This window comes from Streptomyces sp. MS06 (assembly GCF_047200655.1).
Classification (GTDB): domain Bacteria; phylum Actinomycetota; class Actinomycetes; order Streptomycetales; family Streptomycetaceae; genus Streptomyces.
This window is the reverse complement of record NZ_JBJZOJ010000018.1, coordinates 15562-40119: the sequence shown is the minus strand read 5'-3', so window position 1 is coordinate 40119 and position 24558 is coordinate 15562. Positions and strand designations below refer to the sequence as shown.

The window sequence follows — 24558 nt, the reverse complement described above, 5'->3', positions numbered from 1 at the left end:
CCGCGGTCGCGCTCGCCCCCGGACCACTGCCGCGCACCCTCCCGGCGGGGGCGCGCGGCAGCGCCCGGAGCCGGCCGCCTCTCGCCGTCTGCGACCCTCCCCGCCTGGTCATAGACTGGGCCGTCACCCGTGCTTGTCCGCCCGCCGAGAGGTCCGTGCCCGCCCATGAAGCTCGTCTTCGCCGGTACCCCCGAGGTCGCCGTTCCCGCCTTGGACGCCCTGCTCGCCTCCGGGCGGCATGAGGTGGCCGCCGTCGTGACGCGGCCCGACGCGCCCGCCGGACGCGGGCGCAGGCTGATCGCCTCGCCCGTGGCCGCGCGGGCGCAGGAGGCCGGGATCGAGGTGCTGAAGCCGGTCCGGCCGCGCGAACCGGAGTTCCTGGAGCGGCTGAAGGAGATCGGCCCGGACTGCTGCCCCGTCGTCGCCTACGGGGCGCTGCTGCCGCGGGTGGCCCTCGACGTCCCTGCCCGCGGCTGGGTCAACCTGCACTTCTCCCTGCTGCCCGCATGGCGCGGCGCCGCACCCGTGCAGCACGCCCTGATGGCGGGCGACGAGATCACCGGCGCCTCGACCTTCCTCATCGAGGAAGGCCTCGACTCCGGCCCGGTGTACGGCACGGTCACCGAGGTGATCCGCCCCACCGACACCAGCGGCGACCTGCTCACCCGGCTCGCCTTCGCCGGCGCCGGACTGCTCGCCGCGACCATGGACGGCATCGAGGACGGCACGCTGAAGGCCGTCCCGCAGCCCGGTGACGGCGTCACCCACGCCCCGAAGATCACCGTCGAGGACGCCCGGGTCGACTTCAAGGCGCCCGCCCTGCGCGTCGACCGGGTGGTGCGCGGGTGCACCCCCGCACCCGGGGCCTGGACCACCTTCCGCGGCGAGCGGCTCAAGCTGATGCAGGTGGCGCCGCGTCCCGAGCGCACCGGACTGGAGCCCGGTGCCCTCGACGTCGGCAAGAACAGCGTGCACGCCGGCACCGGCTCGCACGCCGTGGAACTGCTGTGGGTGCAGCCCCAGGGCAAGAAGCCGATGCAGGCCGCGGCCTGGGCGCGCGGGGCGCGCATCACGGCGGGGGAGGCCCTCGGCGGCTAGCCGGGTGCCGGCGGGACGTAGGCTGGTCGGGTACCCCGCACTGACATCCGGAGCACCTTTTTCGTGAGCGACACCTCCCGTGGGTCCCGCAGGCCCGCCAAGCCCTACCGCAGGCCCCAGAAGGACCCCGTCCGCATCCTCGCCTTCGAGGCGCTGCGCGCCGTCGACGAGCGGGACGCCTACGCCAACCTCGTGCTGCCGCCGCTGCTGCGCAGGGCGCGGGAGAAGGAGGGGCCCGAGCGGTTCGACGGGCGGGACGCGGCGCTGGCGACCGAGCTGGTGTACGGGACGCTGCGCCGGCAGGGCACCTACGACGCCGTCCTGGCCGCCTGCGTCGACCGGCCGCTGCGCGAGGTGGACCCGCCGGTGCTGGACGTCCTCAGCCTCGGCGCGCACCAACTGCTCGGGACGCGGATCCCGTCGCACGCCGCGGTCTCCGCCACCGTGGAGCTGGCCCGGGTGGTGCTCGGCGACGGACGCGCCAAGTTCGTCAACGCCGTCCTCCGCAAGGTCGCACGCGACGACCTCGACGGATGGCTGGAGCGCGTCGCCCCGCCCTACGAGGCCGATCCCGAGGACCATCTCGCGATCGTGCACTCGCACCCGCGCTGGGTGGTGTCGGCGCTGTGGGACTCCCTCGGCGGCGGCCGGGACGGCATCGAGCGGCTGCTGGCCGCCGACAACGAGCGGCCCGAGGTCACCTTGGTGGCCCGGCCGGGACGCGCCACCACCGACGAACTGCTGCGCGAGGACGCCGCCGTGCCGGGGCGCTGGTCGCCGTACGCGGTGCGGCTGGCCGAGGGCGGTGAGCCCGGTGCCGTGGAGGCGGTGCGCGAGTCGCGCGCGGGTGTGCAGGACGAGGGCAGCCAGCTCGTCGCCCTGGCCCTGGCCGGCGCACCCGTCGAGGGCCGCGACGCCCGGTGGCTCGACGCCTGCGCCGGACCGGGCGGCAAGGCGGCCCTGCTCGGGGCGCTCGCCGCCGAGCGGGGCGCGGCGCTGCTCGCCGCCGAGAAGCAGCCGCACCGGGCGGGGCTGGTGGGCCGCGCGCTGGCCGGCAACCCGGGGCCGTACCAGGTCGTCGCCGCGGACGGAACCCGTCCGCCGTGGCGGCCGGGCAGCTTCGACCGGGTCCTGGTCGACGTGCCGTGCACCGGGCTCGGTGCGCTGCGGAGGCGGCCCGAGGCCCGGTGGCGGCGCCGCCCCGAGGACCTGGAGGCGTTCGCCCCGCTCCAGCGCGGCCTGCTGCGCTCCGCGCTGGAGTCGGTGCGGGTCGGCGGCGTCGTCGGCTACGCGACCTGCTCGCCCCATCTCGCCGAGACCCGGGCCGTGGTGGCGGACGTGCTCAAGCGGTTCCCGCAGGCCGAGCTGGTCGACGCCCGGCCGCTGCTGCCCGGCGTGCCGGACCTCGGCGAGGGCCCCGACGTGCAGTTGTGGCCGCATCTGCACGGCACCGACGCGATGTACCTGGCCCTCATCCGCCGGACCGGTTGACCTCCGGCGCGGGCGCCGGGCCCGCGCCGCCCCGCGGTTTCGGCCGGTGCGGCCACCACACTCCCTCGCCCACGTCCAGGAACAGCGACGTCACCAGCACCGACCGGACCACGAAGGTGTCCAGCAGGACGCCCAGCGCGACCGCGAACCCGATCTCGGCGAAGGCGACCATCGGCAGCGTGCCGAGGGCGGCGAAGGTGCCCGCCAGCACCAGCCCCGCCGAGGTGATCACCGCGCCGGTCGCCGCCAGGCCGGTCACCACCCCGGCACGGGTGCCCTGGCGGGCCGCCTCCTCGCGGATGCGGGTGGTGAGGAAGATGTTGTAGTCGATGCCCAGGGCGACCAGGAAGACGAAGACGAACAGCGGGAAGTCCGTTCCCTCGCCCGCGTAGTCGAAGATGTGCCGGAACGCCAGCGCGCTGAGCCCGAGCGCCGCCGTGAAGGACAGGATCACCGTGCCGATCAGCAGCAGTGGTGCGACCAGGGCGCGCAGCAGGACGGTCAGGATCAGCAGGACGACCGCCAGCACCAGCGGGATGATCACCACGTTGTCGCGGGTGGTGGCGTCCTCCATGTCTAGCAGGGCGGCCGTACCGCCGCCGACCTTGGCGTCCGCGTCCGGGACCGCGTGCACCGCCTCCCGCACCCGCTGGACGGTCTGCTTGGCGGCGTCGCTGTCGGCCGGGTCGGACAGCGTCGCCTCGAACAGCGTCTTCCCGTCGTAGAAGGGTCTCGTGCCCGGTGGCAGGCGCAGCGACGTGGGGACCACGCCGGGCGTCCCGGCGACGGCGCGGCCCACCTGTCGGGCCTGCGCCCGGTCGGTGACGATGACCAGTGGGTCGCCGCTGCCCGCGGGGAAGTACCGCGCCGAGACCTGCTGGCCGACGATCGAGTCCTGCTTGTGGGTGAACGCGTCCGCGTTGGAGATGCCGTCGGCGCGCAACTGGAGCAGGCCGAGCGAGCAGACCGCCAGCACGGCGGCCGTCAGGCCCCACACCATCCGCGGGCGGCGGGCGATGCGGCGGCCGGTGCGGGCCCACACCCCCCGCTCCGTCGGGTCGGCGTCACCGAAGTGCGGGACCACCGGCCAGAAGATCCACCGCCCGCAGATCACCAGCAGTGCCGGGAAGAGGGTCAGCATGGCCAGCAGGGCGACGGTCACCCCGACCGCCGCTACCGGGCCCAGGCTGCTGGTGGAGTTCATCTCGGCGACCAGCAGCACCAGCATGCTCAGCACCACCGTCGCGCCGGAGGCGAGCACCGCGGGGCCCGCCCGGTGCAGGGCGAGCGCCATCGCCTCGTGCCGGTCCCGGTGCCGGCGCAGCTCCTCCCGGTAGCGGGCCACCAGCAGCAGCGCGTAGTCGGTGCCGGCGCCGAAGACGAGGACCGTGAGGATGCCCGCGCTCTGCCCGTTGACCGTCAGGCCGCCGCGCGAGGCCAGCAGGTAGACCAGCGCCTGCGCGGTGAACAGCGCGGCGACGACCGAGACCAGCGGCACCAGCAGCAGCGTCGGGCTGCGGTAGGTGAGGAGCAGCATGACCACCACGACGCCCGCCGCCGCCAGCAGCAGGGTGGAGTCGATGCCCTCGAACGCCTTGGCGAAGTCGGCGGAGGTGCCGCCCGGACCCGTGATGTGCACGGCCATTCCGGCGCCGCCGGTACCGACCACCGATCGGATGGAGTCCACGGCCGGGGAGATCCGCTGCCAGCCCTTCTCGTCCATGGTGATCGGCACGTAGACCTGGGCCGCGCGGGGCGCGGTCTGCCGGTCGTAGACCGGGCCGCGCGTCTCCGCGCCCCGGATGCCGTGGTCGTGGAGCTGCCTCAGCTGCCCGACGTCCTGCGCGATCTGCGCCCGGTCCCGCGCGGTCAGACCGTCCGCGCGCGCGTAGACGACGACCGCGGGGATCTGCTCGGGACGGAAGTGCTCGGAGAGCTGGAGCACCTGCGTGGACTCGGCCGACCCCGGCAGCCACGACTGGGCGTCGTTGTCCTGGGCGTCGGTGAGCCGCTGCGCCAGGGGCGCCGTCAGGAGGAGCGCGACCAGCCACACGGCGAGGACCACCCACTTGGCCCGCCGTCCGCAGACCAGGTGGGCGACCCCTCGTTCCCGCGTCACGGGTGACCCCGGAGCCCGGCGCGCCTCGGCATCCGCCGCGTCCCGGGGCCGGGGCGGTGAGGCGGGCGGGGCCGGTGCGCCCCGCAGGTGGGGCAGGGCACGTGGCGCGGGGCGGGCCCGTCCGGGCGCGCGCGCCGGATCGGCGTCCGCCTTCCGAGACCGCTGTCACGGCACGGCCCCGCGCATGGCAGTCTTGGGGCATGGCCGTGCAGATCAACCCCAGCATCCTCTCCGCCGACTTCGCCCGTCTCGCGGACGAGGCCAAGGCGGTGCAGGGAGCCGACTGGCTCCATGTCGACGTGATGGACAACCATTTCGTCCCGAACCTCACGCTCGGTGTGCCGGTGGTGGAGTCACTGGCGCGTGCGACGGACACGCCGCTGGACTGCCATCTGATGATCGAGGCCCCCGATCGGTGGGCGCCCCAGTACGTCGAGGCGGGTGCCGGTTCCGTCACCTTCCACGTCGAGTCGGCCACCGCTCCGGTCCGGCTGGCCCGCGAGATCCGGGCCAAGGGGGCCCGGGCCTCGATGGCGCTCCGGCCCGCGACGCCCGTCGAGCCGTACGAGGACCTCCTCCCGGAACTCGACATGCTGCTGATCATGACGGTTGAACCCGGCTTCGGTGGGCAGGCGTTCCTCGACATCATGCTCCCGAAGATCCGCCGCACCCGCGAGTTGATCAGCAAGCACGGCCTCCAGCTGTGGCTGCAGGTCGACGGAGGCGTCTCGGCGTCGACGATCGAGCGGTGCGCGGAGGCGGGGGCCGACGTCTTCGTCGCCGGCTCGGCGGTCTACGGGGCATCCGACCCGGCCGAGGCGGTGAGTGCCCTGCGCACCCAGGCGGAGACGGCCGCCGCCGGGGCGTCCTGGGCATGCGACCACTGAGCCACAGGAACATGAACGCCGCCCGCCAGGGCTGATCGAGCGCGCCGCATCTGCAAGGATGAACGGCGAGTCCAGAGTGTGAACAGCAGTGAGGAGAGCGCCGTGTCGGGTATGTCGGCGGGCCGGTCAGCCACGCGGATGGGACCCGCTGAACTGGTGCAGGCGGCGGCCATGGCCCGCCGCTTCTACCTCGAGGGAAAATCGAAGATCCAGATCGCGGAGGAGTTCGGCGTCAGCCGCTTCAAGGTGGCCCGGGTCCTGGAGACGGCCCTCGAACGCGATCTCGTACGCATCGAGATCCGTGTTCCGGCGGAACTGGACGCCGAGCGCTCCGACGCGCTCCGCGCCCGCTACGGACTGCGGCACGCCGTCGTGGTCGAGTCCCCGGCGGACGCCGAGGAGACCCCCGATCCGGAGAACCTCGGCGAGGTGGCCGCCGACCTCCTCGGCGAGCTCGTCGCCGAGGGCGATGTGCTCGGCCTGGCCTGGGGCCGGTCCACCATCCACATGGCCGCGGCGCTGGACCGGCTGCCGCCCTGCACCGTCGTGCAGCTGACCGGCGTGTACGACGCCGGGACCGCGGAGCGCGGGTCCGTGGAGGCGGTCCGCCGGGCCGCACAGGTGTCCGGCGGTGACGCCCACCCCATCTACGCGCCGATGCTGCTGCCCGACGCGGCCACGGCGGGGGCGCTGCGCCACCAGACCGGGATCGCCAGGGCCTTCGAGTACTTCGACAAGGTCACCGTCGCCTGCGTCTCCATCGGCTCCTGGGAACCGGGCATCTCCACCGTGCACGACATGCTCAGCGACGAGGAGCGCGCGCACTACGCCTCGCTGGGCGTGGCCGCCGAGATGTCCGCGCACCTCTTCGACTCCGAGGGGCGCCGGATCGGGCGCGACCTGGGGGAGCGGTGCATCACCGTCAAGGCCGACCAGCTCCGCCGCATCCCCGAGGTGGTGGCCATCGCGGGCGGGCAGCGCAAGGCTCCGGCGATCGACGCGGTGCTGCGCTCCGGACTGGTGACCAGCCTGGTGACGGACACGTCCGCCGCGGACTACCTGATGACCGCGGGTCCCGCACCGCGCCCGGCGCTGAACCGCGCCGACCCGGACGGTATCTGACCGCCGCACCGGGCCGCGGTGCCGGCGGGGGCCGGCCCGCGACATCGGCCGCGGTGCCGGACGGGACCGCCCGCCGTGCCGACCGGGGCGCGCGGGCCGGGGCCCGACCCACCGGCCGCGCGGCGCCGGGCGGGGACCGGCGTGCCCGGTGGCCCGGTTGCCGGACGGGGACCGGCGCGCCCGCCGCCTCGGCGGATCCTCCGAACGGCCCGGGACGGACGCTGGACGATGCGACCAGGCATCGCATCCCCTCCGACGTGGGAGAATGAGGTACGTGCTCTTTCCCCCTGGCTGACCTGTCCGGGGGCCGCCTCTGATCGACTGGGATGTGCAGCACGTGCGTTTCCTCAACGACATCCGGCCCGCCTACGACCTGACGTACGACGACGTGTTCATGGTGCCGAGCCGCTCCGCCGTCGGTTCCCGTCAGGGCGTGGACCTCGGGGCCCCGGACGGCACGGGCACCACGATCCCGCTGGTCGTCGCCAACATGACGGCCATCGCAGGCCGTCGCATGGCCGAGACGATGGCCCGCCGCGGCGGACTCGTGGTGCTCCCGCAGGACATCCCGATCGACGTCGTCACCGAGGTCGTGAGCTGGGTGAAGAGCCGCCACCACGTGCTCGACACCCCCATCGTGCTCGCTCCGCACCAGACCGTCGCGGACGCGCTCGCCCTGCTGCCCAAGCGCGCGCACAACGCGGGCGTCGTCGTGGACGACGACCTCCGGCCGGTCGGTGTCGTCACAGACGCCGACCTGACCGGCGTCGACCGCTTCACCCAGCTCGAGGTGGTGATGTCCCGCGACCTGCTGCTGCTCGACGCAGACATCGACCCGCGGGAGGCATTCAACACCCTCGACGCCGCCAACCGGCGCTACGCCCCGGCGGTCGGCAGGGACGGCAAGCTGGCCGGCATCCTCACCCGCAAGGGCGCCCTGCGGGCCACCCTGTACACGCCGGCCACCGACGCGCAGGGCAGGCTGCGCATCGCCGCCGCCGTCGGCATCAACGGCGACGTGGCGGGCAAGGCCAAGCAGCTCCTCGACGCGGGCGTCGACACCCTGGTCATCGACACCGCGCACGGCCACCAGGAGTCGATGATCAACGCGGTGCGGCTGGTGCGGGCGCTCGACCCGCGGGTGCCGGTCGTGGCGGGCAACATCGTCTCCGCCGAGGGAGTCAGGGACCTGGTCGAGGCGGGCGCCGACATCGTCAAGGTCGGTGTCGGGCCGGGCGCCATGTGCACCACCCGCATGATGACCGGCGTCGGCCGGCCGCAGTTCTCCGCGGTGCTGGAGTGCGCGGCCGAGGCGCGCAGGTACGGCAAGCACGTGTGGGCCGACGGCGGCGTCCGCCACCCGCGCGACGTGGCCATGGCGCTCGCCGCCGGTGCGTCCAACGTGATGATCGGTTCCTGGTTCGCGGGCACCTACGAGTCCCCCGGCGACCTCCAGCAGGACGCGAGCGGCCGCCTGTACAAGGAGTCCTTCGGGATGGCCTCGGCGCGCGCCGTGCGCAACCGCACGGCGGAGGAGTCGTCGTACGACCGGGCCCGCAAGGCACTGTTCGAGGAGGGCATCTCCACCTCCCGGATGTTCCTCGACCCCGCCCGGCCCGGCGTCGAGGACCTCGTCGACTCGATCATCGCGGGCGTCCGCTCCTCCTGCACCTACGCCGGAGCGGCGAACCTGGAGGAGTTCGCCGACAAGGCCGTCGTCGGCATCCAGAGCGCCGCGGGCTACGCCGAGGGCAAGCCGCTGCACGCCAGCTGGAGCTGAGCCGCCGGCGCCCCGCCGCAGGGCCCGCCGCCCTCCCCGATGCGGCGGACCCCGCGCGTTCCGTTCCGCGGTGTCCGGCCGCCCCGGCACCGCCGGCGTCGCGGGTGCCCGGACTGCCGTCGGCCTCGTGTTCTACTTCGGGTGCGGCCCCTGCCGCACCCGACCCGCCGGGCCCGACCAGAAGTGAAGTGAACGACCCGCAGTGCTGAACGATCTCGACGAACGCATCGTGCACGCCCTCGCCGAGGACGCCCGCCGCTCCTACGCGGACATCGGGCACCTCGTCGGCCTCTCCGCGCCGGCGGTGAAACGGCGCGTGGACCGGCTGCGCGCCACCGGCGCCATCACCGGTTTCACCGTGCGCGTCGACCCGGCCGCCCTCGGCTGGGAGACCGAGGGCTTCGTCGAGATCTACTGCCGCAGCAACACCTCGCCGGAGACCATCCAGCGGGGTCTGGAGCGCTACCAGGAGGTCGTGGCCGCCTCGACGGTGACCGGTGACGCGGATGCCGTCGCGCAGGTCTTCGCCTCCGACATGCGCCACTTCGAGAGGGTCCTGGAACGCATCGCCGGAGAGCCCTTCGTGGAGCGCACCAGATCGGTCCTGGTGCTCTCGCCGCTGCTGCGCCGCTTCTCCTCCGGCTCGCCGACCTGACCCCGCCCCGCCCGGCGGGCGGGCCGTCCCGCCGTCCGGCTGTCCCCGCCGTCCGGCTGTCCCCGCCGTGCCGCCGCCGTGCCGCCGTGCCGCCGTGCCGCCGTGCAACGAATCTCCGCCCTGCCCGCTGAGCACGCAACGAACCGCTCGCCGGCGCGCAACGGCTCCTCCTTGTCCGCCCGCGGCGGCCGACCGTACCGTCTAGGGGAATCCCCGAACCCCTCCGCCACGGTGAGGACCACGCATGCGCACCGCCCTGCTCCAGAGCTCCGGCCGCCCCGGCTCGGTCGCCGAGAACCTCAAGGTCCTCGACGAGGCCGCGGGCCGTGCCGCGGCCGCGGGCGCCGCGCTGCTCGTCACCCCGGAGATGTTCCTGACCGGTTACGCGATCGGCGACGGCGTCGCCGCACTCGCCGAGCCCGCCGACGGCGACTCGGCGGACGCCGTCGCCGAGACCGCCGGACGGTACGGAATCGCGGTCGCCTACGGCTACCCCGAGCGGGACGGCGACACGGTCCACAACTCCGTGCAGCTGGTCTCCGCCGACGGCACCCGCCTGGCCGGCTACCGCAAGACGCACCTGTTCGGCGCCTTCGAGCGGGAGCAGTTCACCCCGGGCCGGCAGCCGGTGGTGCAGGCCGAGCTGAACGGCCTGACCGTCGGCCTGATGATCTGCTACGACGTCGAGTTCCCGGAGAACGTCCGCGCCCACGCGCTGGCCGGCACCGACCTCCTCCTGGTGCCGACGGCGCAGATGCACCCCTTCCAGTTCGTCGCCGAGTCGCTGGTCCCGGTGCGTGCCTTCGAGAACCAGATGTACGTCGCGTACGTCAACCGGGTCGGTGCGGAGGGCGAGTTCGAGTTCGTCGGGCTGTCCGTGCTGGCCGGCCCCGACGGAGTCGCCCGCGCCCGAGCCGGCCGGGCCGAGGAACTGCTCCTCGCCGACGCCGACCCGGCCCTGCTCGCCGCGTCCCGCGAGGCGAACCCCTATCTGCGGGACCGCCGCCCCGGCCTCTACGGCGACCTCGTCCGACCCTGAACCCGGGCACCGCCCACCCTCTGTTCCGTACCGCGCAAGGAGTCCCCACCCCATGACGTCCACGGTGCCCAACGCCGTCGAGCACAACGACGCGCAGCAGCCGCCGATCACCATGTTCGGCCCGGACTTCCCCTACGCCTACGACGACTTCCTCGCCCACCCGGCCGGCCTCGGCCAGGTGCCGGCGACCGAGCACGGCACCGAGGTCGCCGTCATCGGCGGCGGGCTGTCCGGCATCGTGGCCGCCTACGAACTGATGAAGATGGGGCTGCGGCCCGTCGTCTACGAGGCCGACCGGATCGGCGGCCGGCTGCGCACGGTCGGCTTCGAGGGCACCGGTACCGAGGGCCTGACCGCGGAGATGGGAGCCATGCGCTTCCCGCCGTCCTCCACCGCCCTCCAGCACTACATCGACCTGGCCGGCCTGGAGACCAGGCCGTTCCCCAACCCGCTGGCCGAGGCGACCCCGTCCACCGTCGTCGACCTCAAGGGCGAGTCCCACTACGCGGAGACGGTCGACGATCTGCCGCAGGTCTACCGGGACGTCGCCGAGGCGTGGAACAGGTGCCTGGAGGAGGGCGCCGACTTCTCCGACATGAACCGGGCGCTGCGGGAACGGGACGTCCCGCGCATCCGGGAGATCTGGGCGCGGCTCGTGGAGAAGCTCGACAACCAGACCTTCTACGGCTTCCTCTGCGACTCCGAGGCCTTCCGGTCGTTCCGGCACCGCGAGATCTTCGGCCAGGTCGGCTTCGGCACCGGCGGCTGGGACACCGACTTCCCCAACTCCATCCTGGAGATCCTCCGGGTGGTCTACACCGAGGCCGACGACCACCACCGCGGTATCGTCGGCGGCTCCCAGCAACTGCCGCTGCGGCTGTGGGAGCGCGAACCGCAGAAGATCGTCCACTGGCCGCTCGGCACCTCGCTGGAGTCGCTGCACACCGGCGGCGAGCCGCGCCCGGCGGTGACCCGGCTGCACCGCACCGCCGGCAACCGGATCACCGTGACGGACGCCGCCGGCGACATCCGCACCTACCGGGCGGCGATCTTCACCGCGCAGTCCTGGATGCTGCTGTCCAAGATCGAGTGCGACGACGCGCTGTTCCCCATCGACCACTGGACCGCCATCGAGCGCACCCACTACATGGAGTCCAGCAAGCTCTTCGTCCCCGTCGACCGGCCGTTCTGGCGGGACGAGGCCGTCGACGACGAGGGGAGGCCGACGGGCCGGGACGTCATGTCGATGACGCTGACCGACCGCATGACCCGGGGCACCTACCTGCTGGACGACGGCCCGGACCGGCCCGCCGTCATCTGCCTCTCCTACACGTGGTGCGACGACAGCCTGAAGTGGCTGCCGCTGTCCGCGAACGAGCGGATGGAGGTGATGCTGAAGTCGCTGTCGGAGATCTATCCGAAGGTCGACATCAGGAAGCACGTCATCGGCAACCCGGTCACCGTCTCCTGGGAGAACGAGCCCTACTTCATGGGCGCGTTCAAGGCCAACCTGCCCGGCCACTACCGCTACCAGCGGCGCCTGTTCACGCACTTCGTGCAGGACCGGCTGCCCGCCGACAAGCGGGGCGTCTTCCTGGCCGGGGACGACATCTCCTGGACCGCCGGCTGGGCCGAGGGCGCCGTGCAGACCGCGCTGAACGCGGTCTGGGGCGTCATGCACCACCTGGGCGGGGCGACCGACCCCGCCAACCCGGGGCCCGGCGACGTCTTCGACGAGATCGCCCCGGTCGAACTGCCCGAGGACTGATCGGGCGGGCCTTCGGGACCGGCCGGAGCGGGCCGGGCCGAAGGCCCGCCGACGGGAACGGAACCGCCGCCCACCCCGGGGGCGTACCCGTCCGCGGGCGGGGTCAGATCCCGGCCGCGCGCGCCTTCTCGTAGACCTCCGCGGCGATCTCCTTCAGCTCCTGTCCGTCGCGCGGGGTGGACTGCAGGTCGACCAGGATCTCCTGGACGCCGACCGCGGCGTGCGCGGCCAGGTCCTCGACGATCTGGTCGGCGCTGCCCTGGAAGGGGCGCCGGTCGCCGCCGCGGGCCTCGGCCGAGTACTCCGCGTTCACCCGGACGACGGTCTCCAGCGGCTTCTCGCGGCCCCGCTCTGCGGCCAGGTCCTGCAGCCGGCGCAGGCCGGCGGCGAGCTGCTCGGTGCCCATGCCGACCGGGATCCAGCCGTCGGCGTGGTCCACCACCCGGGTCAGCGCCTTCCGGTTGCTCGCGGCCAGCAGGACGGGGATCGGCCGGGCCGGCTTCGGCCCGACCACCGCGGAGGCGACCCGGGTGATCTCGCCGTCGTACGCCACCGGGTCCGGTCCCCACACCGCCCGGCAGACGCCGAGCAGCTCGTCCAGCACCCGGCCGCGCTCCTCGAACGGCCGTACACCCGTGGCCGCGTACTCGTCGAGGGACCAGCCGGTGCCGAACCCGGCGACGACCCGGCCGCCGCTCGCCGCGTCCAGCGTGGCCAGCGCCTTGGCGAGCTGGAAGGGCAGGTGCAGCGGAGCGACCAGGATGCCGGTGCCGAGGCGGGCCCGCTCGGTGACCGCCGCGGCCAGGGTGAGGGTGACCAGCGGCTGGGCCACCCCCCGGTAGGCGTCGGGCCAGGGCAGGCCCGGGATGCCGTACAGGCCCTGGGTCGCGGGTTCCGGGAACAGCGCCCGCTCGTACACCCACAGGCTGTCGTACCCGATGTGTTCGGCGGCGCGTGCCACGTCGGGCACGTCCTTGCCGAGGTCGTACTGGCGGTGCTGCGGAAGACCGAGTCCGAGCCGGATGGCCATGGCTGACAGCTCCTTCGTGATCGGTGTGCCCGCCGGTCAACGTACAGTGATCGCCGCGTTGTGCCGCGAGGACCCGCGGGCCGCGCCGGATCAGTCCGGCAGCGGGGTGAGCAGCATGCGCCCCGCGAGGCCGACCGCCGCGTCCAGCCGCTCGGTCAGCTCCGCCGCGACCTCGGGCAGCGGGCGCAGCGCCCACAGGGCGCGCGCCGTCGACCAGGCCGCGTCCCGGGCCCGCTCCAGGCTCCAGGAGCCGAGCAGATGGGTCAGGGGGTCGGCGATCCGCAGCAGGTCGGGGCCGGGCAGCAGCGCGTCGCGGATGCGCTCCTCCAGCGAGTCGAGCACCCCGCCCACCCGCTCGAACTCGTCCTCCAGATCGGTGGGAGCGCAGTCGAGGCTGCGGCAGGCGTCCACCACGGCGAGTGCCAGGTCGTGGCCGATGTGCGCGTTGATGCCGGCCAGCGCGAACTGCAGCGGTCGCACTCCGGGGTGCCGGCGGAACTGGAACAGCGGCCGCCAGCAGGCGGGTGCCCGGCGCACCCGGTCGGCCGAGTCGACCGCCGCCAGGTACCGCTCCGCGAAGCGGACGTCCAGCGTGGCGGCGGCCCGCGGGTCGGGGAAGGCACCCGCGTCGATGTGCCGGTCCACCTCCTCGGTCACGGTGAGGTAGACGCGGTTGAAGACCGCGACCCCGTCCCGCTCCGGCAGCGCCGCGTCCAGGGCGCGCATCCGGGAGATCACCGCGTCGACGGGGGTGGTGAACTGTTCCAACTGCGCCATGGGGGAAGAGTCGCAGCCGTAGGCTTGCCGCAGGGCCGGCGGGCCCGGCGCTTCCCCGGATCGGGGGAACGACGCCGTGGTGCGGACGAGTGAGACGCGCCCCGCCCGGCCCGGGCCCACCGGCCCGGGACCCAGCGGCCGGGGAGAGAGGGGAACACCACCGTGCCAGGCTCGCGTGCGCGGCGGCTGGCCGCGCGCAGGGCGAGGAGCCGCCGCGCGGCCGGGCGGCGCGCGCTGCTCGCCGCGGCGGTCGTGGCCGCCGCCGGCACCGCGGCCGTGCTGCTCGGCGCAGCCGGCGGTGCGCCGGGCGGCGGCCGGGCCGCACCGCGGGCGGCCGGGCCGCCGTCGCCGGCGTCCCGGCCTGCCGCTCCGCCGCTCCGCCGCTCCGGCCCTCCGTCCCGCCCTCCCCGTCCCCGTCGCCGACCGGGACGCCGACCAGCGCCGGGCCCTCGCCGTCCGCCGACCGGTCCGCCCGGCGGCCGCCCGCGCCGTCGCCGCTCTACCGGCACCCGGACTCCCAGGTCCTGGACTGGGTCCGGGCCCATCCGGGCGACCCGCGCACGCCGGTCATCGAGTCCCGCATCGCCGCGGAGCCCGAGGCGGTGTGGTTCGCCGACTTCGCGCCGGACCGCGTCGCCGCGCAGGTGCGGGCCGTCACCTCGCGCGCCGCCGGGCAGGGGCGGGTGCCGGTCCTCGTGCCCTACGCCATCCCGGACCGCGACTGCGGCGGGGCCTCCGAGGGCGGAGCGCCGGACCTCGGCGCCTACGACCGCTGGATCGACGCGTTCGCCTCGGGACTGGGCTCCGGAGAGGTCCTGGTGGTGCTGGAGCCGGACGCCGTAGCCCAGTCCGACTGCCTGTCCGCCGGCGGTCGCGCCGCCCGCTTCGCCTCGCTGGCCCGCGCCGGCCGGGTGCTGAAGGCCGCCGACCCGCACGCCCGCGTCTACTACGACGCCGGGCACTCCGCTTGGAACGCCCCCACCCGGCAGGCCGCGCTGCTCCGGCAGGCGGGCGCCGCCTCGTCCGCGTCCTCGGACGGCATCTTCAGCAATGTCGCCAACTTCCACCGCACCGCGGACGAGGTCGCCTACGACCGGGCCGTCCTCGACGCCCTCGGCGGTCCCGCCGGGCTGGGCGCCGTGGTCGACACCAGCCGCAACGGCAACGGCGCCCCGCCGGACGGCGCGTGGTGCGACCCCGCCGGCCGGGCCCTGGGCCACGCACCGACGTTGACGACCGGCCGGTCGAGGATCGACGCGTACCTGTGGGTGAAGCCGCCGGGGGAGTCGGACGGCTGCCGGGGGGAGCCGGGGGAGTTCACGGCGGCGTACGCGTACGAGCTGGCGGGGGGCACCTCCTAGCGAGCCGGTGCGCCCGGGGAGGCGCGGTCCGCCCTGCGCGCCGGAGCGGACCGGGGCGCCGGCATCCGGGGTGCGGGTCGCGGTCCCCGCGGCGAGCAAGGGGTGAGCGTCCGCTTAGTATGGGAGTTCCGCACCCCGAACCACAGGAGCACCACCCGTGACCGCCCAAGCCCCGACCGCACCCGCCCTGGCGTACGGCCGGCTGATCCCCGTCACCGTCCACTTCGACGACCTGGACGCACTCGGCCTGCTGCACAACGCCCGCTACCCGCTGATGGCCGAGCGCGCCTGGGCCGAACTGTGGCAGGACCACGGCTTCCGCTTCGAGGGGGACTGGGCCGCCGCCGGCGACGCCTGCAACGCCGTCAAGGAACTCCGGATCAGCTACGAGGCGCCGGTGACCAGCCCGGGCCGGTACGCGGTGCACCTCTGGCTGGAGCGCCTCGGCACGACCGGCCTGACCTACGGCTTCCGCTTCTGCTCGGCCGACGGAGCGGTGACCTACGCGCACGGCACCCGGGTCCTGGTCCGCCTCGACGCCGCGACCCTGCGCCCGGCGCCGTGGAGCGAGGTCTTCAGGGCCGCGGGTCGGGAACTGCTGCGCTCGGCGAGCTGACCGCCGACCGGTCGCGGTCACCCGCACGGAGTACTCCGGCGAGTCCGGCGAGCCCGGCCGCCAGGACCGTGACCAGGCAGAAGGACACCGTGAGGCTGGTCGCCTGGGCCACCCCGCCGATCAGGCTCGGCGCGATCAGCCCGGAGGTGTACGTGATGGTCGCGACGCCCGCGATGGCCTGGCTCGGCCGGGGCCCGCTGCGGCCCGCGGCGGCGAAGCACAGCGGTACGACGACCGCGATGCCCAGTCCCATCGCCGCGAAGCCCGCCATCGCCACCGCGGGGTGCCCGGCCAGGACGACGAGCAGCCCGCCCGCGGCGGCCAGCAGGCCGCCCAGGCGCACGGTGCGCACCGCCCCGTAGCGGTTCACCATCGCGTCGCCGGCGATCCGGGCGACCGCCATGGTCAGCATGAAGCCGGTCGTGCACGCCGCGGCGAGCCCCGCCGACGACTGGAGCCGGTCCCGCAGGTAGACCGCGGACCAGTCCAGGCTGGCGCCCTCCGCGAACACCCCGCAGAAGCCGACCGCGCCGATCAGCACCGCCGACCTCGGCGGCAGCGCGAACCGCGGCGGCGGATCCTCGTCCTCGGCGGGCTTCAGGTCCAGGACCCAGCGGCAGGCCGTGATGCCCAGCAGGGTCAGGCATCCCGCGGCCAGCGCGAAGTGCAGGCGGGCGTCCGCGCCCAGGTGTGCGGCGAGGGTGCCGGCGGCCGAGCCGGTCAGCGCGCCCGTGCTCCACATGCCGTGCAGGCCCGACATCACCGACCTGCCCAGGCGGTGTTCCACCTCGACGCCGAGGGCGTTCATGGCCACGTCCGACATGCCCGAGGTGGCGCCGTAGGCGAACAGCGCCAGGCACAGCGCGGGCAGGTTCGCGGCGAGCGAGGGCAGGACCAGGGAGAGGGTCCACAGGGCGATCAGCCCGCGCAGAGCCGTACGGCTGCCGAAACGGTGTGTGATCCGGCCGGCCAGCGGCATCGCGAAGGACGCGCCGAGGGCGGTGAAGGCCAGTGCGACCCCCAGCTGCCCGGCGCTGAGCGAGGCGTGGTCCTGGATCCACGGCACCCGGGTCGCGAACGAGCCGGCGACGGCGCCGTGCACGGCGAACACCGCCGCCACGGCGTAGCGCGAGCGTCGCAGGGCCGACGGTGCGAGGACCACGTCAGTCATGCTCCGGTTCCTCCGGCTTCGCTGTCGACTCTGGGGGCGCCGAGCAAACTATCAGGAACCCTGCCTGATAGATAGCGGCTAAGATGCGGGGCATGCCCGCTTCCCCGCGCACCGCCCGGGCCCTCAACGACCGGCTCGCCCTGCGACTGCTCCAGCAGGAGGGCCCCTTGACGGCCGGGCAGCTCAAAGAGCTCACCGGACTCTCCCGGCCCACCGTCGCGGACCTCGTGGAACGCCTCACGGCCTCGGGGCTGGTCACGATGGTGGGCGAGTCCGGCGAGCAGCGGCGCGGGCCCAACGCCCGGCTTTACGGTCTCGTCGCCGACCGCGCCCACCTGGCCGCCCTCGACGTCCGCACCGACAGCGTCTCGCTCGTCGTCTCCGACCTGCTGGGCCGGGTGCTCGGCCGTGCCGTCGCACCGGTCGGCGGCGACACCGGAACCGAGGACGCCGTGCAGCGGGCGGTCTCCCTGGTCGAACGGGTCGCCGGCGAGGCGGGCGCGGGCCCGCTGCACACCGTCGGCATCGGCGCCCCCGGCCTGATCGACCCGGCCACCGGCGAGCTCCGGGACACCACCGGGCTGCCCGAGTGGCACCGGAACCTGGTCGCCGCCCTGCAGCAGCGGATGCCCGAGGCCCGGTTCAGCGTCGAGAACGAGACCAACCTCGCCGCCCTGGCCGAGCAGCGCGACGGCGCCGCCCGGGACCGCGACACCTTCGTCCTGCTGTGGCTGGGCCACGGCACCGGGGCGGCCGTGGTGCTGGACGGGGTGCTGCGCCGCGGCGCCTCGGGCGGTACCGGGGAGATCGGCTTCCTGCCGGTGCCGGGCACCGGTGGGCTGCCGTCGGCGACCGGCTGCGACGGCGGGTTCCACTCGCTGGCGGGATCCTCGGCGATCGCCGAACTGGCCGCCGGGTACGGGGTGGCGGGGGAGGCGGCCGCGCACGAGCCGGCCGCCGCCGGTCCGGTCCGGCGGGCCGCCGCGGACGACTCCCCGGAAGCCGCCCGCTTCCTCGGCGCCCTCGCCGACCGCCTGGCCGTCGGCGCCGCCTCGGTCGTCGCCGTCCTGGACCCCGGCTGCGTGGTGCTGGGAGGCGAGGTGGGACAGGCCGGCGGGGAGCGGCTGGCCGAGCTGGTGCGCGACCGTCTGCGCCGCATGTCACCGCTGCCCACCGAGGTCCGGCCGAGTCCGCTGGGCGGCACCGCCGTGCTGCGCGGCGCCCTGCTGACCGCCCGGGACCGCGCCCAGGAGGAGCTGTTCACGACCGTCCGGTGAGCGTCCGCCGGACGACCTCCCGGCCCGGCGGGCAGCAGTTCCGGCACTCCGACGACGTGCCCGCCCGTGAGGCGCACACCCGTGACCCGCGCCCCGGCGGACGCACGTCACGCCCCGGCGGGCGGCGGCCCCCGGCATGCGTCCGCCCCCGGTGACAGGCGCACCGGGGGCGGTGTTGAGAGACCCGGCGGCGGGCAAGGGCCGTCGTCACCGCCGCCGGGCCGGTCCGGGGTTCAGCAGGCGCCGAGGTCCTGCCACACGCCCCACTCGCCGGTGGTGCCGGGCTCCTCGCCCGTCGTCCACCACTTGGCCTTCCAGGTGTGCCCCTGGTGGGAGACCGTGTCACCGCCGGTGTAGACCGCCGCCGAGTCCCAGGCGGCGGCCGTGCAGCTGCCGGTCGGGCCGGGCGAGGCGGTGGGAGTGGCGGAGCCGGTCGGGGTCGGCGTGGCGGAACCCGAAGGCGTGGAGGTCGGGGTGGGGGAGGCGGAGGACGTGGCCGTCGGGGTGGGGGTGGGGGTGGCCTGCCCCGGGTCGACCACGGTCGTGCCCCGCGTCAGGTCGCCGGCCAGCGCGTACGTCCGCCCGCCGAACGTCACCGTCCAGTTCGACGGCGTGGACACCGGCAGGTAGTACACGAAGTCCACCTGCGTCGACGCCCCCGGGGCCAGCATCTGCCAGCTCGGCAGTTTCAGCGAGACGCGGTGGTAGTCGCCCTTCAGCCCGCCCACGTTGTCGCCGGTGTGGTCGCTGCGGATCACGGTCGTGCCCCAGCCGGACTGGTCCTTCGCGTTGCCGGGAGCGGAGGTTCCGTAGTCGAACCGGAACTCGGTGCCGCCGGGCAGTGTCACCGACGTGTTGTTGGTGATGGTCAGCTTGGGGCTGATCGGGTAGTTGGAGTCGCCGAGCGGGAACTGCCCGAAGTCCACGTCGATGTCCAGGGCCTGGCTCGGCAGGTCGACGGTCGACCGCTTCGCGCCGTAGGGGGAGGCCGACTTGAACTTCTCGTACATCGCGGTGGTCAGTGTGGAGCCGGGCTCGTACTGGCCCTTGGCCGCGTTCCAGGCGTAGTCGCCGGCCAGTTCCCAGACCATCGTGCCGCCGATGCCGTGGTCCACGACGTAGTCGGCCTTCGCGTCCACCGACTGCTCGTCCTCGGTGGACAGGAAGACCTTCTTCTGCGCGTTCCACAGCCAGGGGGCGACCAGGGTGGAGTCGTACTCGCGGACGTAGGTCCCGGTGAGCTCGGTGTCCGCGGGGAAGCCGTACCGGGTGACGTAGTCCCCGACGATGCCCTTCTCCAGGTTCTTGGCGTGCCACATCGGGTTCGAGCCCGCGGGCGCCTCCTTGCCGTCGGTGTCCAGGTCGTGCCAGAGGTTGTCGATGCCGACGGCGCCGTCACCGCACTTGGTCAGACCGGAGCCGGCCGGGCAGGAGGTGGAGGGCGCCTTGCCCCACAGGCCGTTCGTGCCGCCGGTGACGTTCTTGAAGCCGCGGGTGTAGTACGGCAGGCCGATGTTGATCCGGCCGGCCGGCATCGAGCCGCGGAAGTAGTGGTAGGCCCAGTCCGTGTTGAGATAGCCGATGCCGCCGTACTGCGAGGTCGAGTACACGCCGGCGGCGGCGAGTTCGGCGTCCTTGCCGTCGTCGAACAGCGAGGCGTTCGGGCCCACGTACTCGTTCCAGGCGCCGTGCAGGTCGTAGGACATGATGTTGACGTAGTCCAGGTACTTCTGGACCTGGAAGGTCTCCATGCCGCGCAGCAGGTAGCCGGAGGAGGGGGCCGCCACCGACAGCAGGTAGTGCCGGCCGTCCGCGGCACCCGCGCGGTCCAGCCTCTGGCGCAGCGTCCTCATCAGCGCGGCGTAGCCCTTGACCAGCCCGGCCCGGCGGGAGTTGGCGAGCGACCAGTCGAGCGGGTTGCCCGCGTCCTTCATCGAGGTCGGGTACTCGTAGTCGATGTCGACGCCGTTGAACCCGTAGGTGCGGATGAAGTCGACGGCGGAGTCGGCGAAGGTGTCGATGCCGGTCTGGTTGACCGAGCCGTCGGCGTTCGTGGCCATGGAGTAGAAGCCGCCCGAGTCCACCCGCGTGCCGTCGTCGCCGAAGTAGCCGCCGGTCTCCGCCCAGCCGCCCACCGAGATCAGCGTCTTGACGTTCGGGTGCTGCTTCTTGAACTTGTTGAGCAGGTTGAAGTGGCCCTTGTAGGGGAGGTCCGGGTCCATCTCGGCCCCGGCCACCCCGGGCCAGGTCATGCCCGTCGCGGCGTTCGTGGGGCCGTCGGCGCCCACGGAGATCCTGTCGGCGCTGTCGACGTGCGCGAAGGCGTAGTTGATGTGGGTGACCTTGTCCCACGGGATGTCGGAGGCCAGATAGGCGGGCTTGCCGTCCTTGCCGGTGCGCCAGCCGGTGAAGTAGCCGATCACCCGGCGCTGGTGGTCGGGGCCCATCTTCTCCCGGCCCGCCGAGTCGTAGACGGAGCAGTACGGGACGTCGACGCCCGGGGTCTCGTACAGCCCGTCGGGGCGGCAGGACTCCTGGTCGGCGGCGTGCGACACCGCCGCCGGCAGGCCGGCGAGCAGCAGTCCCGCGACGGCCGCACCGGCGGCGAGCAGGGCGGGTCTCGGCCGGCGGCGCGGGCGGCCTGGGGGTGACGAGGGGGACAGCACAGTCGGATCCTCTCCACGGAAGTTGCGCAGACCCTAGAGAGGACTAGACCAGTGAGTCAATAGGTATGGACCAATCTCAAGAGGCGGCGGCCGGTCCCGAGTTGGGATGTGCGCCGCCCCGGCGCGGCCGGCGGACCGGGCGTCTGTGAGCCACCCCACACGGTTCCCCCGTATGGAGTCGGAGCGGTCGTGGCAGACTGGTTCCGTAGCTAAAGCAGCGCACTCCGGGGTCGGTGAAAGTCCGAACCGGCGGTTACAGTCCGCGACCCGGTCGCTTCCAGCGGCCGGTTGACCAGGTGGAATTCCTGGACCGACGGTGAAAGTCCGGATGGGAGGCAGTGCGCGGCGGGCGGGCATGCGTGCGCGCCGCCGATGAGGCTCGTCCCTGCGGGACGGCCCGGTCCGGCGTCGCTCCCGGTGTCCCTGCTCGTACTTCCTGTCATGTGACAGGCCCCGGAGTCCGTGCCCGACAGAGGCAGGAGGACCCGGGAAGTGTTCACCGGAATCGTCGAAGAGCTGGGCGAGGTCACCGGCGTCGAGAACCTCGGCGACGCCTCCCGTTTCAGGCTGCGCGGCCCCCTCGTCACCGACGGGGCGAAGCACGGCGACTCCATCGCCGTCAACGGCGTCTGCCTCACCGTCGTGGAACACGAGGGCGACGAGTTCACCGCCGACGTCATGGCCGAGACCCTCGACCGCTCCAGCCTCGGCGCGCTCGCCGTCGGCTCCCGCGTCAACCTGGAACGCCCCACCGCCGTCGGCGCCCGCCTCGGCGGGCACATCGTGCAGGGCCACGTCGACGGCACCGGCACCGTTCTGGACCGCGAACCCTCCGAGAACTGGGAGATCGTCAGGATCTCCCTCCCCGCCGGCCTCGCCCGCTACGTCGTCGAGAAGGGCTCGATCACCGTCGACGGCATCAGCCTCACCGTGGTCGACGCCGGCCCCGACCACTTCACCGTCAGCCTCATCCCCACCACCCTGGCGCTGACCACCCTGGGCCGGAAGCAGCCCGGCGACCCGGTCAACCTCGAGGTCGACGTCGTCGCCAAGTACGTCGAGCGCCTGCTCGCCGCGGACCGGGGGGCCGACAGGTGAACTGGCTCAACTCCGAGGCCTTCACCCTGTTCGGGCAGCACATCAAGTGGTCCGACATGATCGGCAACGTGATCGGCCTGATCGCCCTGGCACTCGGCTGGCGGCGCTCCCTGTGGAGCTGGCCCGTCCAGTTCCTCTCCGGGCTGATCCTGTTCGCCGCGTTCGCCACCGCGCACCTCTCCGGCAGCGCCGGCAAGCAGGTCGTGGTGATGGCCGTCGCGGTCTACGGCTGGCGGCAGTGGCGCAGCGGCGCCGACCGGGCCGCCGACGGCCACGTCGCCGTACGCTTCGCCACCCGCACCGAACGGCTCCTGCTGCTGGGCGCGGCCGCCGCCGGCACCCTCGCCGTCGCCGGGCTGTTCACCCTCTACCCGTCCCTGTCCTGGGACCCCTGGCCGGACGCCTACATCTTCGTCGGCACCGTCGTCGCCATGTACGCCCAGGCGCGTGGCATGGTCGAGTTCTGGTTCGCCTGGCTGCTGGTCGACCTGGTCGGCGTGCCGCTGAACTTCGCCAACGGCTTCGCCTTCTCCGGTTTCGTCTACGTCGTCTACGGCGCGCTCGTCCTGTGGGGCATGCGCGACTGGTGGCTGCGCTCCCGCCGGACCGCGCGGCCCGCCCTGGAAGGAGCGCCGGCATGAACGCCCACCCCTCACTCACCACCGCCCCCGACGGGGCGCCGTCCCCCGCCTCCGCGACGGTGCCGGCCCGCTACGGCACCGAAGCCGACGAAGCCCTCACCCTCGACCCGGTCGAGCAGGCCGTCGCCGACATCGCCGCCGGACGCCCGGTCGTGGTCGTCGACGACGAGGACCGCGAGAACGAGGGCGACCTCGTCGTAGCCGCCGAGAAGGTGACCGAGGAGATCGTCGCCTTCATGATGAGCGAGTGCCGCGGCCTGATCTGCGCGCCCATGGAGGGCGGCGAACTCGACCGGCTCGCCCTCCCGCAGATGGTCCAGGACAACACCGAGTCGATGAAGACCGCGTTCACCGTCTCCGTCGACGCCTCCGCCGCGCACGGCGTCACCACCGGCATCTCCGCCGCCGACCGCGCCGCCACCCTCCGGCTGCTGGCGAGCGGCATCGCCGCACCCACCGACCTGGTCCGCCCCGGCCACGTCTTCCCGCTGCGCGCCCGGCCCGGCGGAGTCCTGGCACGCGACGGCCACACCGAGGCGGCCGTCGACCTCGCCCGCCTCGCCGGCCTGCGCCCGGCCGGAGCCATCGTGGAGATCGCCGGCGAGGACGGCCGCATGCTGCGCCTGCCCGAGCTGGTCCCCTTCGCCCGCAAGCACGGCCTGACGATCATCTCCATCAAGGACCTGATCGCCTACCGCAGCAGCTCCGAGCCCACCGTCCACCGCGAGGCGGAGGTCCGCCTGCCGACCGCGCACGGCACCTTCACCGCCTACGGCTACCGCTCCGCCGCCGACGGCGTGGAGCACGTCGCCCTCGTCCACGGCGAGCTCGGCGACGGCGAGGACGTGCTGGTCCGCGTGCACTCCGAATGCCTCACCGGGGACGTCTTCGGCTCCCGGCGCTGCGACTGCGGCCCCCAGCTCGACACCGCCCTGGAACGCATCCACGAGGCCGGCCGCGGCGTCGTCGTCTACCTGCGCGGACACGAGGGCCGCGGCATCGGCCTGCTGTCCAAACTGCGCGCCTACGAACTCCAGGAGCGCGGCCGCGACACCCTGGACGCCAACCTGGAACTCGGCCTGCCCGCCGACGCCCGCGACTACGGCGCCGGCGCCCGGATCCTCGCCGACCTCGGGGTGCGCAGCGTCCGCCTGATGACGAACAACCCCGAGAAGACCGACGCGCTGCTGCGGCACGGCCTGCGGGTCACCGCCCGGGAGCCGATGCCGGTCACCGCCGGCGAGCACAACCTGCGCTACCTGCGCACCAAGCGGGACCGGATGGGCCACGACCTGCCCTGGCTGGACGACGCGGCACCCGTGTCCGCCTGCGGCACCCGCTGACCCGCGGCCCGGCGACCGGCACCACCGAGCACGACCGGCAGACCTGCACGACCCGCACGACCAGCAGACCTGCACGACCAGCAGACCTGCACGACCTGTACGACCGAGCACGACACAGCAACGAGGAGACACGTGAGCGGCAAGGGCGCACCGGAGTTGTCCGTACGCAATGTGGGTGACCTGCGGGTCGCCGTCATCGCGGCGCAGTGGCACGAGAAGGTGATGGACGGCCTGGTCGACGGCGCGCTGCGCGCCCTGCACGAACTGGGCATCGACGAACCCACCCTGATCCGGGTGCCCGGGAGCTGGGAACTCCCGGTCGCCGCCAAGGCGCTCGCCGACCGCGGCTACGACGCCGTCGTCGCCCTCGGTGTCGTCATCCGCGGCGGCACCCCGCATTTCGACTACGTGTGCCAGGGCGTCACCCAGGGCCTCACCCGGGTGTCCGTCGACACCGGGGTCCCCGTCGGCTTCGGCGTGCTCACCTGCGACACCGAGGAGCAGGCCGTGGACCGGGCCGGGCTGCCCGGCTCCGGCGAGGACAAGGGGCACGAGGCGGTGACCGCCGCCGTCGCCACCGCGGCCGCGCTCCGTTCAGTATCCGAACCGTGGCGCTAGG

Annotated in this window: 19 protein-coding genes, 1 pseudogene and 1 riboswitch; of the genes and pseudogenes, 15 read left to right on the top strand and 5 right to left on the bottom strand. The window is 73.9% G+C overall.

Features of this window, described 5'->3' with window-relative positions:
• Positions 1–165 precede the first annotated feature (165 nt).
• Complete coding sequence (gene fmt / locus ACL02U_RS12320; protein ID WP_412790786.1) at positions 166–1098, top strand: methionyl-tRNA formyltransferase; 933 nt, start codon at positions 166–168, stop codon at positions 1096–1098.
• 63 nt (positions 1099–1161) lie between these two features.
• Complete coding sequence (locus tag ACL02U_RS12315) at positions 1162–2589, top strand: RsmB/NOP family class I SAM-dependent RNA methyltransferase (protein ID WP_412790785.1); 1428 nt, start codon at positions 1162–1164, stop codon at positions 2587–2589.
• On the opposite strand, the gene ACL02U_RS12310 is transcribed toward ACL02U_RS12315, so the two are convergent.
• Positions 2570–4708 (bottom strand): MMPL family transporter, encoded by a 2139-nt coding sequence (locus tag ACL02U_RS12310; RefSeq protein WP_412790784.1) that lies wholly within the window; start codon positions 4706–4708, stop codon positions 2570–2572. The genes ACL02U_RS12315 and ACL02U_RS12310 overlap by 20 nt on opposite strands.
• Before the next feature lie 200 nt (positions 4709–4908).
• Between ACL02U_RS12310 and rpe the strand changes: the two genes are divergently transcribed.
• The 6 genes from rpe (at position 4909) to ACL02U_RS12280 (ending at position 11959) form a co-directional block, all read left to right on the top strand.
• Positions 4909–5595 carry a ribulose-phosphate 3-epimerase gene (gene rpe / locus ACL02U_RS12305; RefSeq protein ID WP_412790783.1) on the top strand — a complete coding sequence of 229 codons (687 nt, stop codon included), beginning with the start codon at positions 4909–4911 and terminating at the stop codon, positions 5593–5595.
• 78 nt (positions 5596–5673) lie between these two features.
• On the top strand, positions 5674–6717 hold the full coding sequence (locus ACL02U_RS12300; RefSeq protein ID WP_412790782.1) for a sugar-binding transcriptional regulator: 1044 nt from the start codon (positions 5674–5676) through the stop codon (positions 6715–6717).
• 328 nt (positions 6718–7045) lie between these two features.
• The gene (locus ACL02U_RS12295) at positions 7046–8497 is read left to right on the top strand and encodes a GuaB1 family IMP dehydrogenase-related protein (protein WP_412790781.1); all 1452 of its coding nucleotides are present in this window, start codon (positions 7046–7048) and stop codon (positions 8495–8497) included.
• Between the two features lie 202 nt (positions 8498–8699).
• Positions 8700–9152, top strand: a complete 453-nt coding sequence (locus ACL02U_RS12290; protein ID WP_412790780.1) for an Lrp/AsnC family transcriptional regulator — start codon at positions 8700–8702, stop codon at positions 9150–9152.
• 244 nt (positions 9153–9396) lie between these two features.
• Positions 9397–10191, top strand: a complete 795-nt coding sequence (locus ACL02U_RS12285; protein ID WP_412790779.1) for a carbon-nitrogen hydrolase family protein — start codon at positions 9397–9399, stop codon at positions 10189–10191.
• A 52-nt stretch (positions 10192–10243) separates the two neighbouring features.
• Positions 10244–11959: a flavin monoamine oxidase family protein gene (locus ACL02U_RS12280; protein ID WP_412790778.1), complete on the top strand. Its 1716-nt coding sequence runs from the start codon at positions 10244–10246 to the stop codon at positions 11957–11959.
• A 103-nt stretch (positions 11960–12062) separates the two neighbouring features.
• Here ACL02U_RS12280 and ACL02U_RS12275 read toward each other — a convergent pair whose 3' ends face one another.
• Together ACL02U_RS12275 and ACL02U_RS12270 are read right to left on the bottom strand one after the other, a co-directional pair.
• A complete protein-coding gene (locus tag ACL02U_RS12275; RefSeq protein WP_412790777.1) occupies positions 12063–12989 on the bottom strand; it encodes an LLM class F420-dependent oxidoreductase in 927 nt (308 codons plus the stop codon).
• Positions 12990–13079: 90 nt separating this feature from the next.
• Complete coding sequence (locus ACL02U_RS12270; RefSeq protein WP_412790776.1) at positions 13080–13766, bottom strand: DUF5995 family protein; 687 nt, start codon at positions 13764–13766, stop codon at positions 13080–13082.
• Between the two features lie 252 nt (positions 13767–14018).
• Between ACL02U_RS12270 and ACL02U_RS12265 the strand changes: the two are divergent.
• Positions 14019–15127 (top strand): annotated as a pseudogene (locus ACL02U_RS12265) (glycoside hydrolase family 6 protein).
• A gap of 157 nt (positions 15128–15284) precedes the next feature.
• On the top strand, positions 15285–15743 hold the full coding sequence (locus ACL02U_RS12260; RefSeq protein ID WP_412790775.1) for an acyl-CoA thioesterase: 459 nt from the start codon (positions 15285–15287) through the stop codon (positions 15741–15743).
• On the opposite strand, the gene ACL02U_RS12255 is transcribed toward ACL02U_RS12260, so the two are convergent.
• Positions 15703–16914 (bottom strand): MFS transporter, encoded by a 1212-nt coding sequence (locus ACL02U_RS12255; RefSeq protein WP_412790774.1) that lies wholly within the window; start codon positions 16912–16914, stop codon positions 15703–15705. The genes ACL02U_RS12260 and ACL02U_RS12255 overlap by 41 nt on opposite strands.
• A 92-nt stretch (positions 16915–17006) precedes the next feature.
• On the opposite strand from ACL02U_RS12255, the gene ACL02U_RS12250 reads away from it, so the two are divergent.
• Positions 17007–18191: an ROK family transcriptional regulator gene (locus ACL02U_RS12250; protein ID WP_412790773.1), complete on the top strand. Its 1185-nt coding sequence runs from the start codon at positions 17007–17009 to the stop codon at positions 18189–18191.
• A 233-nt stretch (positions 18192–18424) separates the two neighbouring features.
• Here the strand turns inward: ACL02U_RS12250 and ACL02U_RS12245 are convergent, their stop codons facing one another.
• Entirely contained in the window at positions 18425–20854 is a 2430-nt protein-coding gene (locus ACL02U_RS12245) for a chitinase C-terminal domain-containing protein (RefSeq protein ID WP_412790857.1), read from the bottom strand.
• Between the two features lie 218 nt (positions 20855–21072).
• Positions 21073–21203, top strand: a riboswitch (FMN riboswitch).
• Positions 21204–21349: 146 nt separating this feature from the next.
• Here ACL02U_RS12245 and ACL02U_RS12240 point away from each other — a divergent pair.
• The 4 genes from ACL02U_RS12240 (at position 21350) to ribH (ending at position 24557) form a co-directional block, all read left to right on the top strand.
• Positions 21350–21955 (top strand): riboflavin synthase, encoded by a 606-nt coding sequence (locus ACL02U_RS12240; RefSeq protein ID WP_412790772.1) that lies wholly within the window; start codon positions 21350–21352, stop codon positions 21953–21955.
• Positions 21952–22596 (top strand): nicotinamide mononucleotide transporter family protein, encoded by a 645-nt coding sequence (locus ACL02U_RS12235; protein ID WP_412790771.1) that lies wholly within the window; start codon positions 21952–21954, stop codon positions 22594–22596. The genes ACL02U_RS12240 and ACL02U_RS12235 overlap by 4 nt, the downstream gene beginning before the upstream one ends.
• Positions 22593–23939 (top strand): bifunctional 3,4-dihydroxy-2-butanone-4-phosphate synthase/GTP cyclohydrolase II, encoded by a 1347-nt coding sequence (locus tag ACL02U_RS12230; RefSeq protein WP_412790770.1) that lies wholly within the window; start codon positions 22593–22595, stop codon positions 23937–23939. The genes ACL02U_RS12235 and ACL02U_RS12230 overlap by 4 nt, the downstream gene beginning before the upstream one ends.
• 132 nt (positions 23940–24071) lie before the next feature.
• On the top strand, positions 24072–24557 hold the full coding sequence (gene ribH / locus ACL02U_RS12225; protein ID WP_412790769.1) for a 6,7-dimethyl-8-ribityllumazine synthase: 486 nt from the start codon (positions 24072–24074) through the stop codon (positions 24555–24557).
• Position 24558: the final 1 nt, after the last annotated feature.

What these genes read in the sequence shown, in the direction of transcription:
- ACL02U_RS12270 (WP_412790776.1), bottom strand. Translation starts at nt 13,766, where the DNA reads ATGGCGCAGTTGGAACAGTTCACCACCCCCGTCGACGCGGTGATCTCC.
- ACL02U_RS12255 (WP_412790774.1), bottom strand. Translation starts at nt 16,914, where the DNA reads ATGACTGACGTGGTCCTCGCACCGTCGGCCCTGCGACGCTCGCGCTAC.
- rpe (WP_412790783.1), top strand. Translation starts at nt 4,909, where the DNA reads ATGGCCGTGCAGATCAACCCCAGCATCCTCTCCGCCGACTTCGCCCGT.
- ACL02U_RS12280 (WP_412790778.1), top strand. Translation starts at nt 10,244, where the DNA reads ATGACGTCCACGGTGCCCAACGCCGTCGAGCACAACGACGCGCAGCAG.
- fmt (WP_412790786.1), top strand. Translation starts at nt 166, where the DNA reads ATGAAGCTCGTCTTCGCCGGTACCCCCGAGGTCGCCGTTCCCGCCTTG.
- ACL02U_RS12275 (WP_412790777.1), bottom strand. Translation starts at nt 12,989, where the DNA reads ATGGCCATCCGGCTCGGACTCGGTCTTCCGCAGCACCGCCAGTACGAC.
- ACL02U_RS12230 (WP_412790770.1), top strand. Translation starts at nt 22,593, where the DNA reads ATGAACGCCCACCCCTCACTCACCACCGCCCCCGACGGGGCGCCGTCC.
- ACL02U_RS12250 (WP_412790773.1), top strand. Translation starts at nt 17,007, where the DNA reads ATGCCCGCTTCCCCGCGCACCGCCCGGGCCCTCAACGACCGGCTCGCC.
- ACL02U_RS12285 (WP_412790779.1), top strand. Translation starts at nt 9,397, where the DNA reads ATGCGCACCGCCCTGCTCCAGAGCTCCGGCCGCCCCGGCTCGGTCGCC.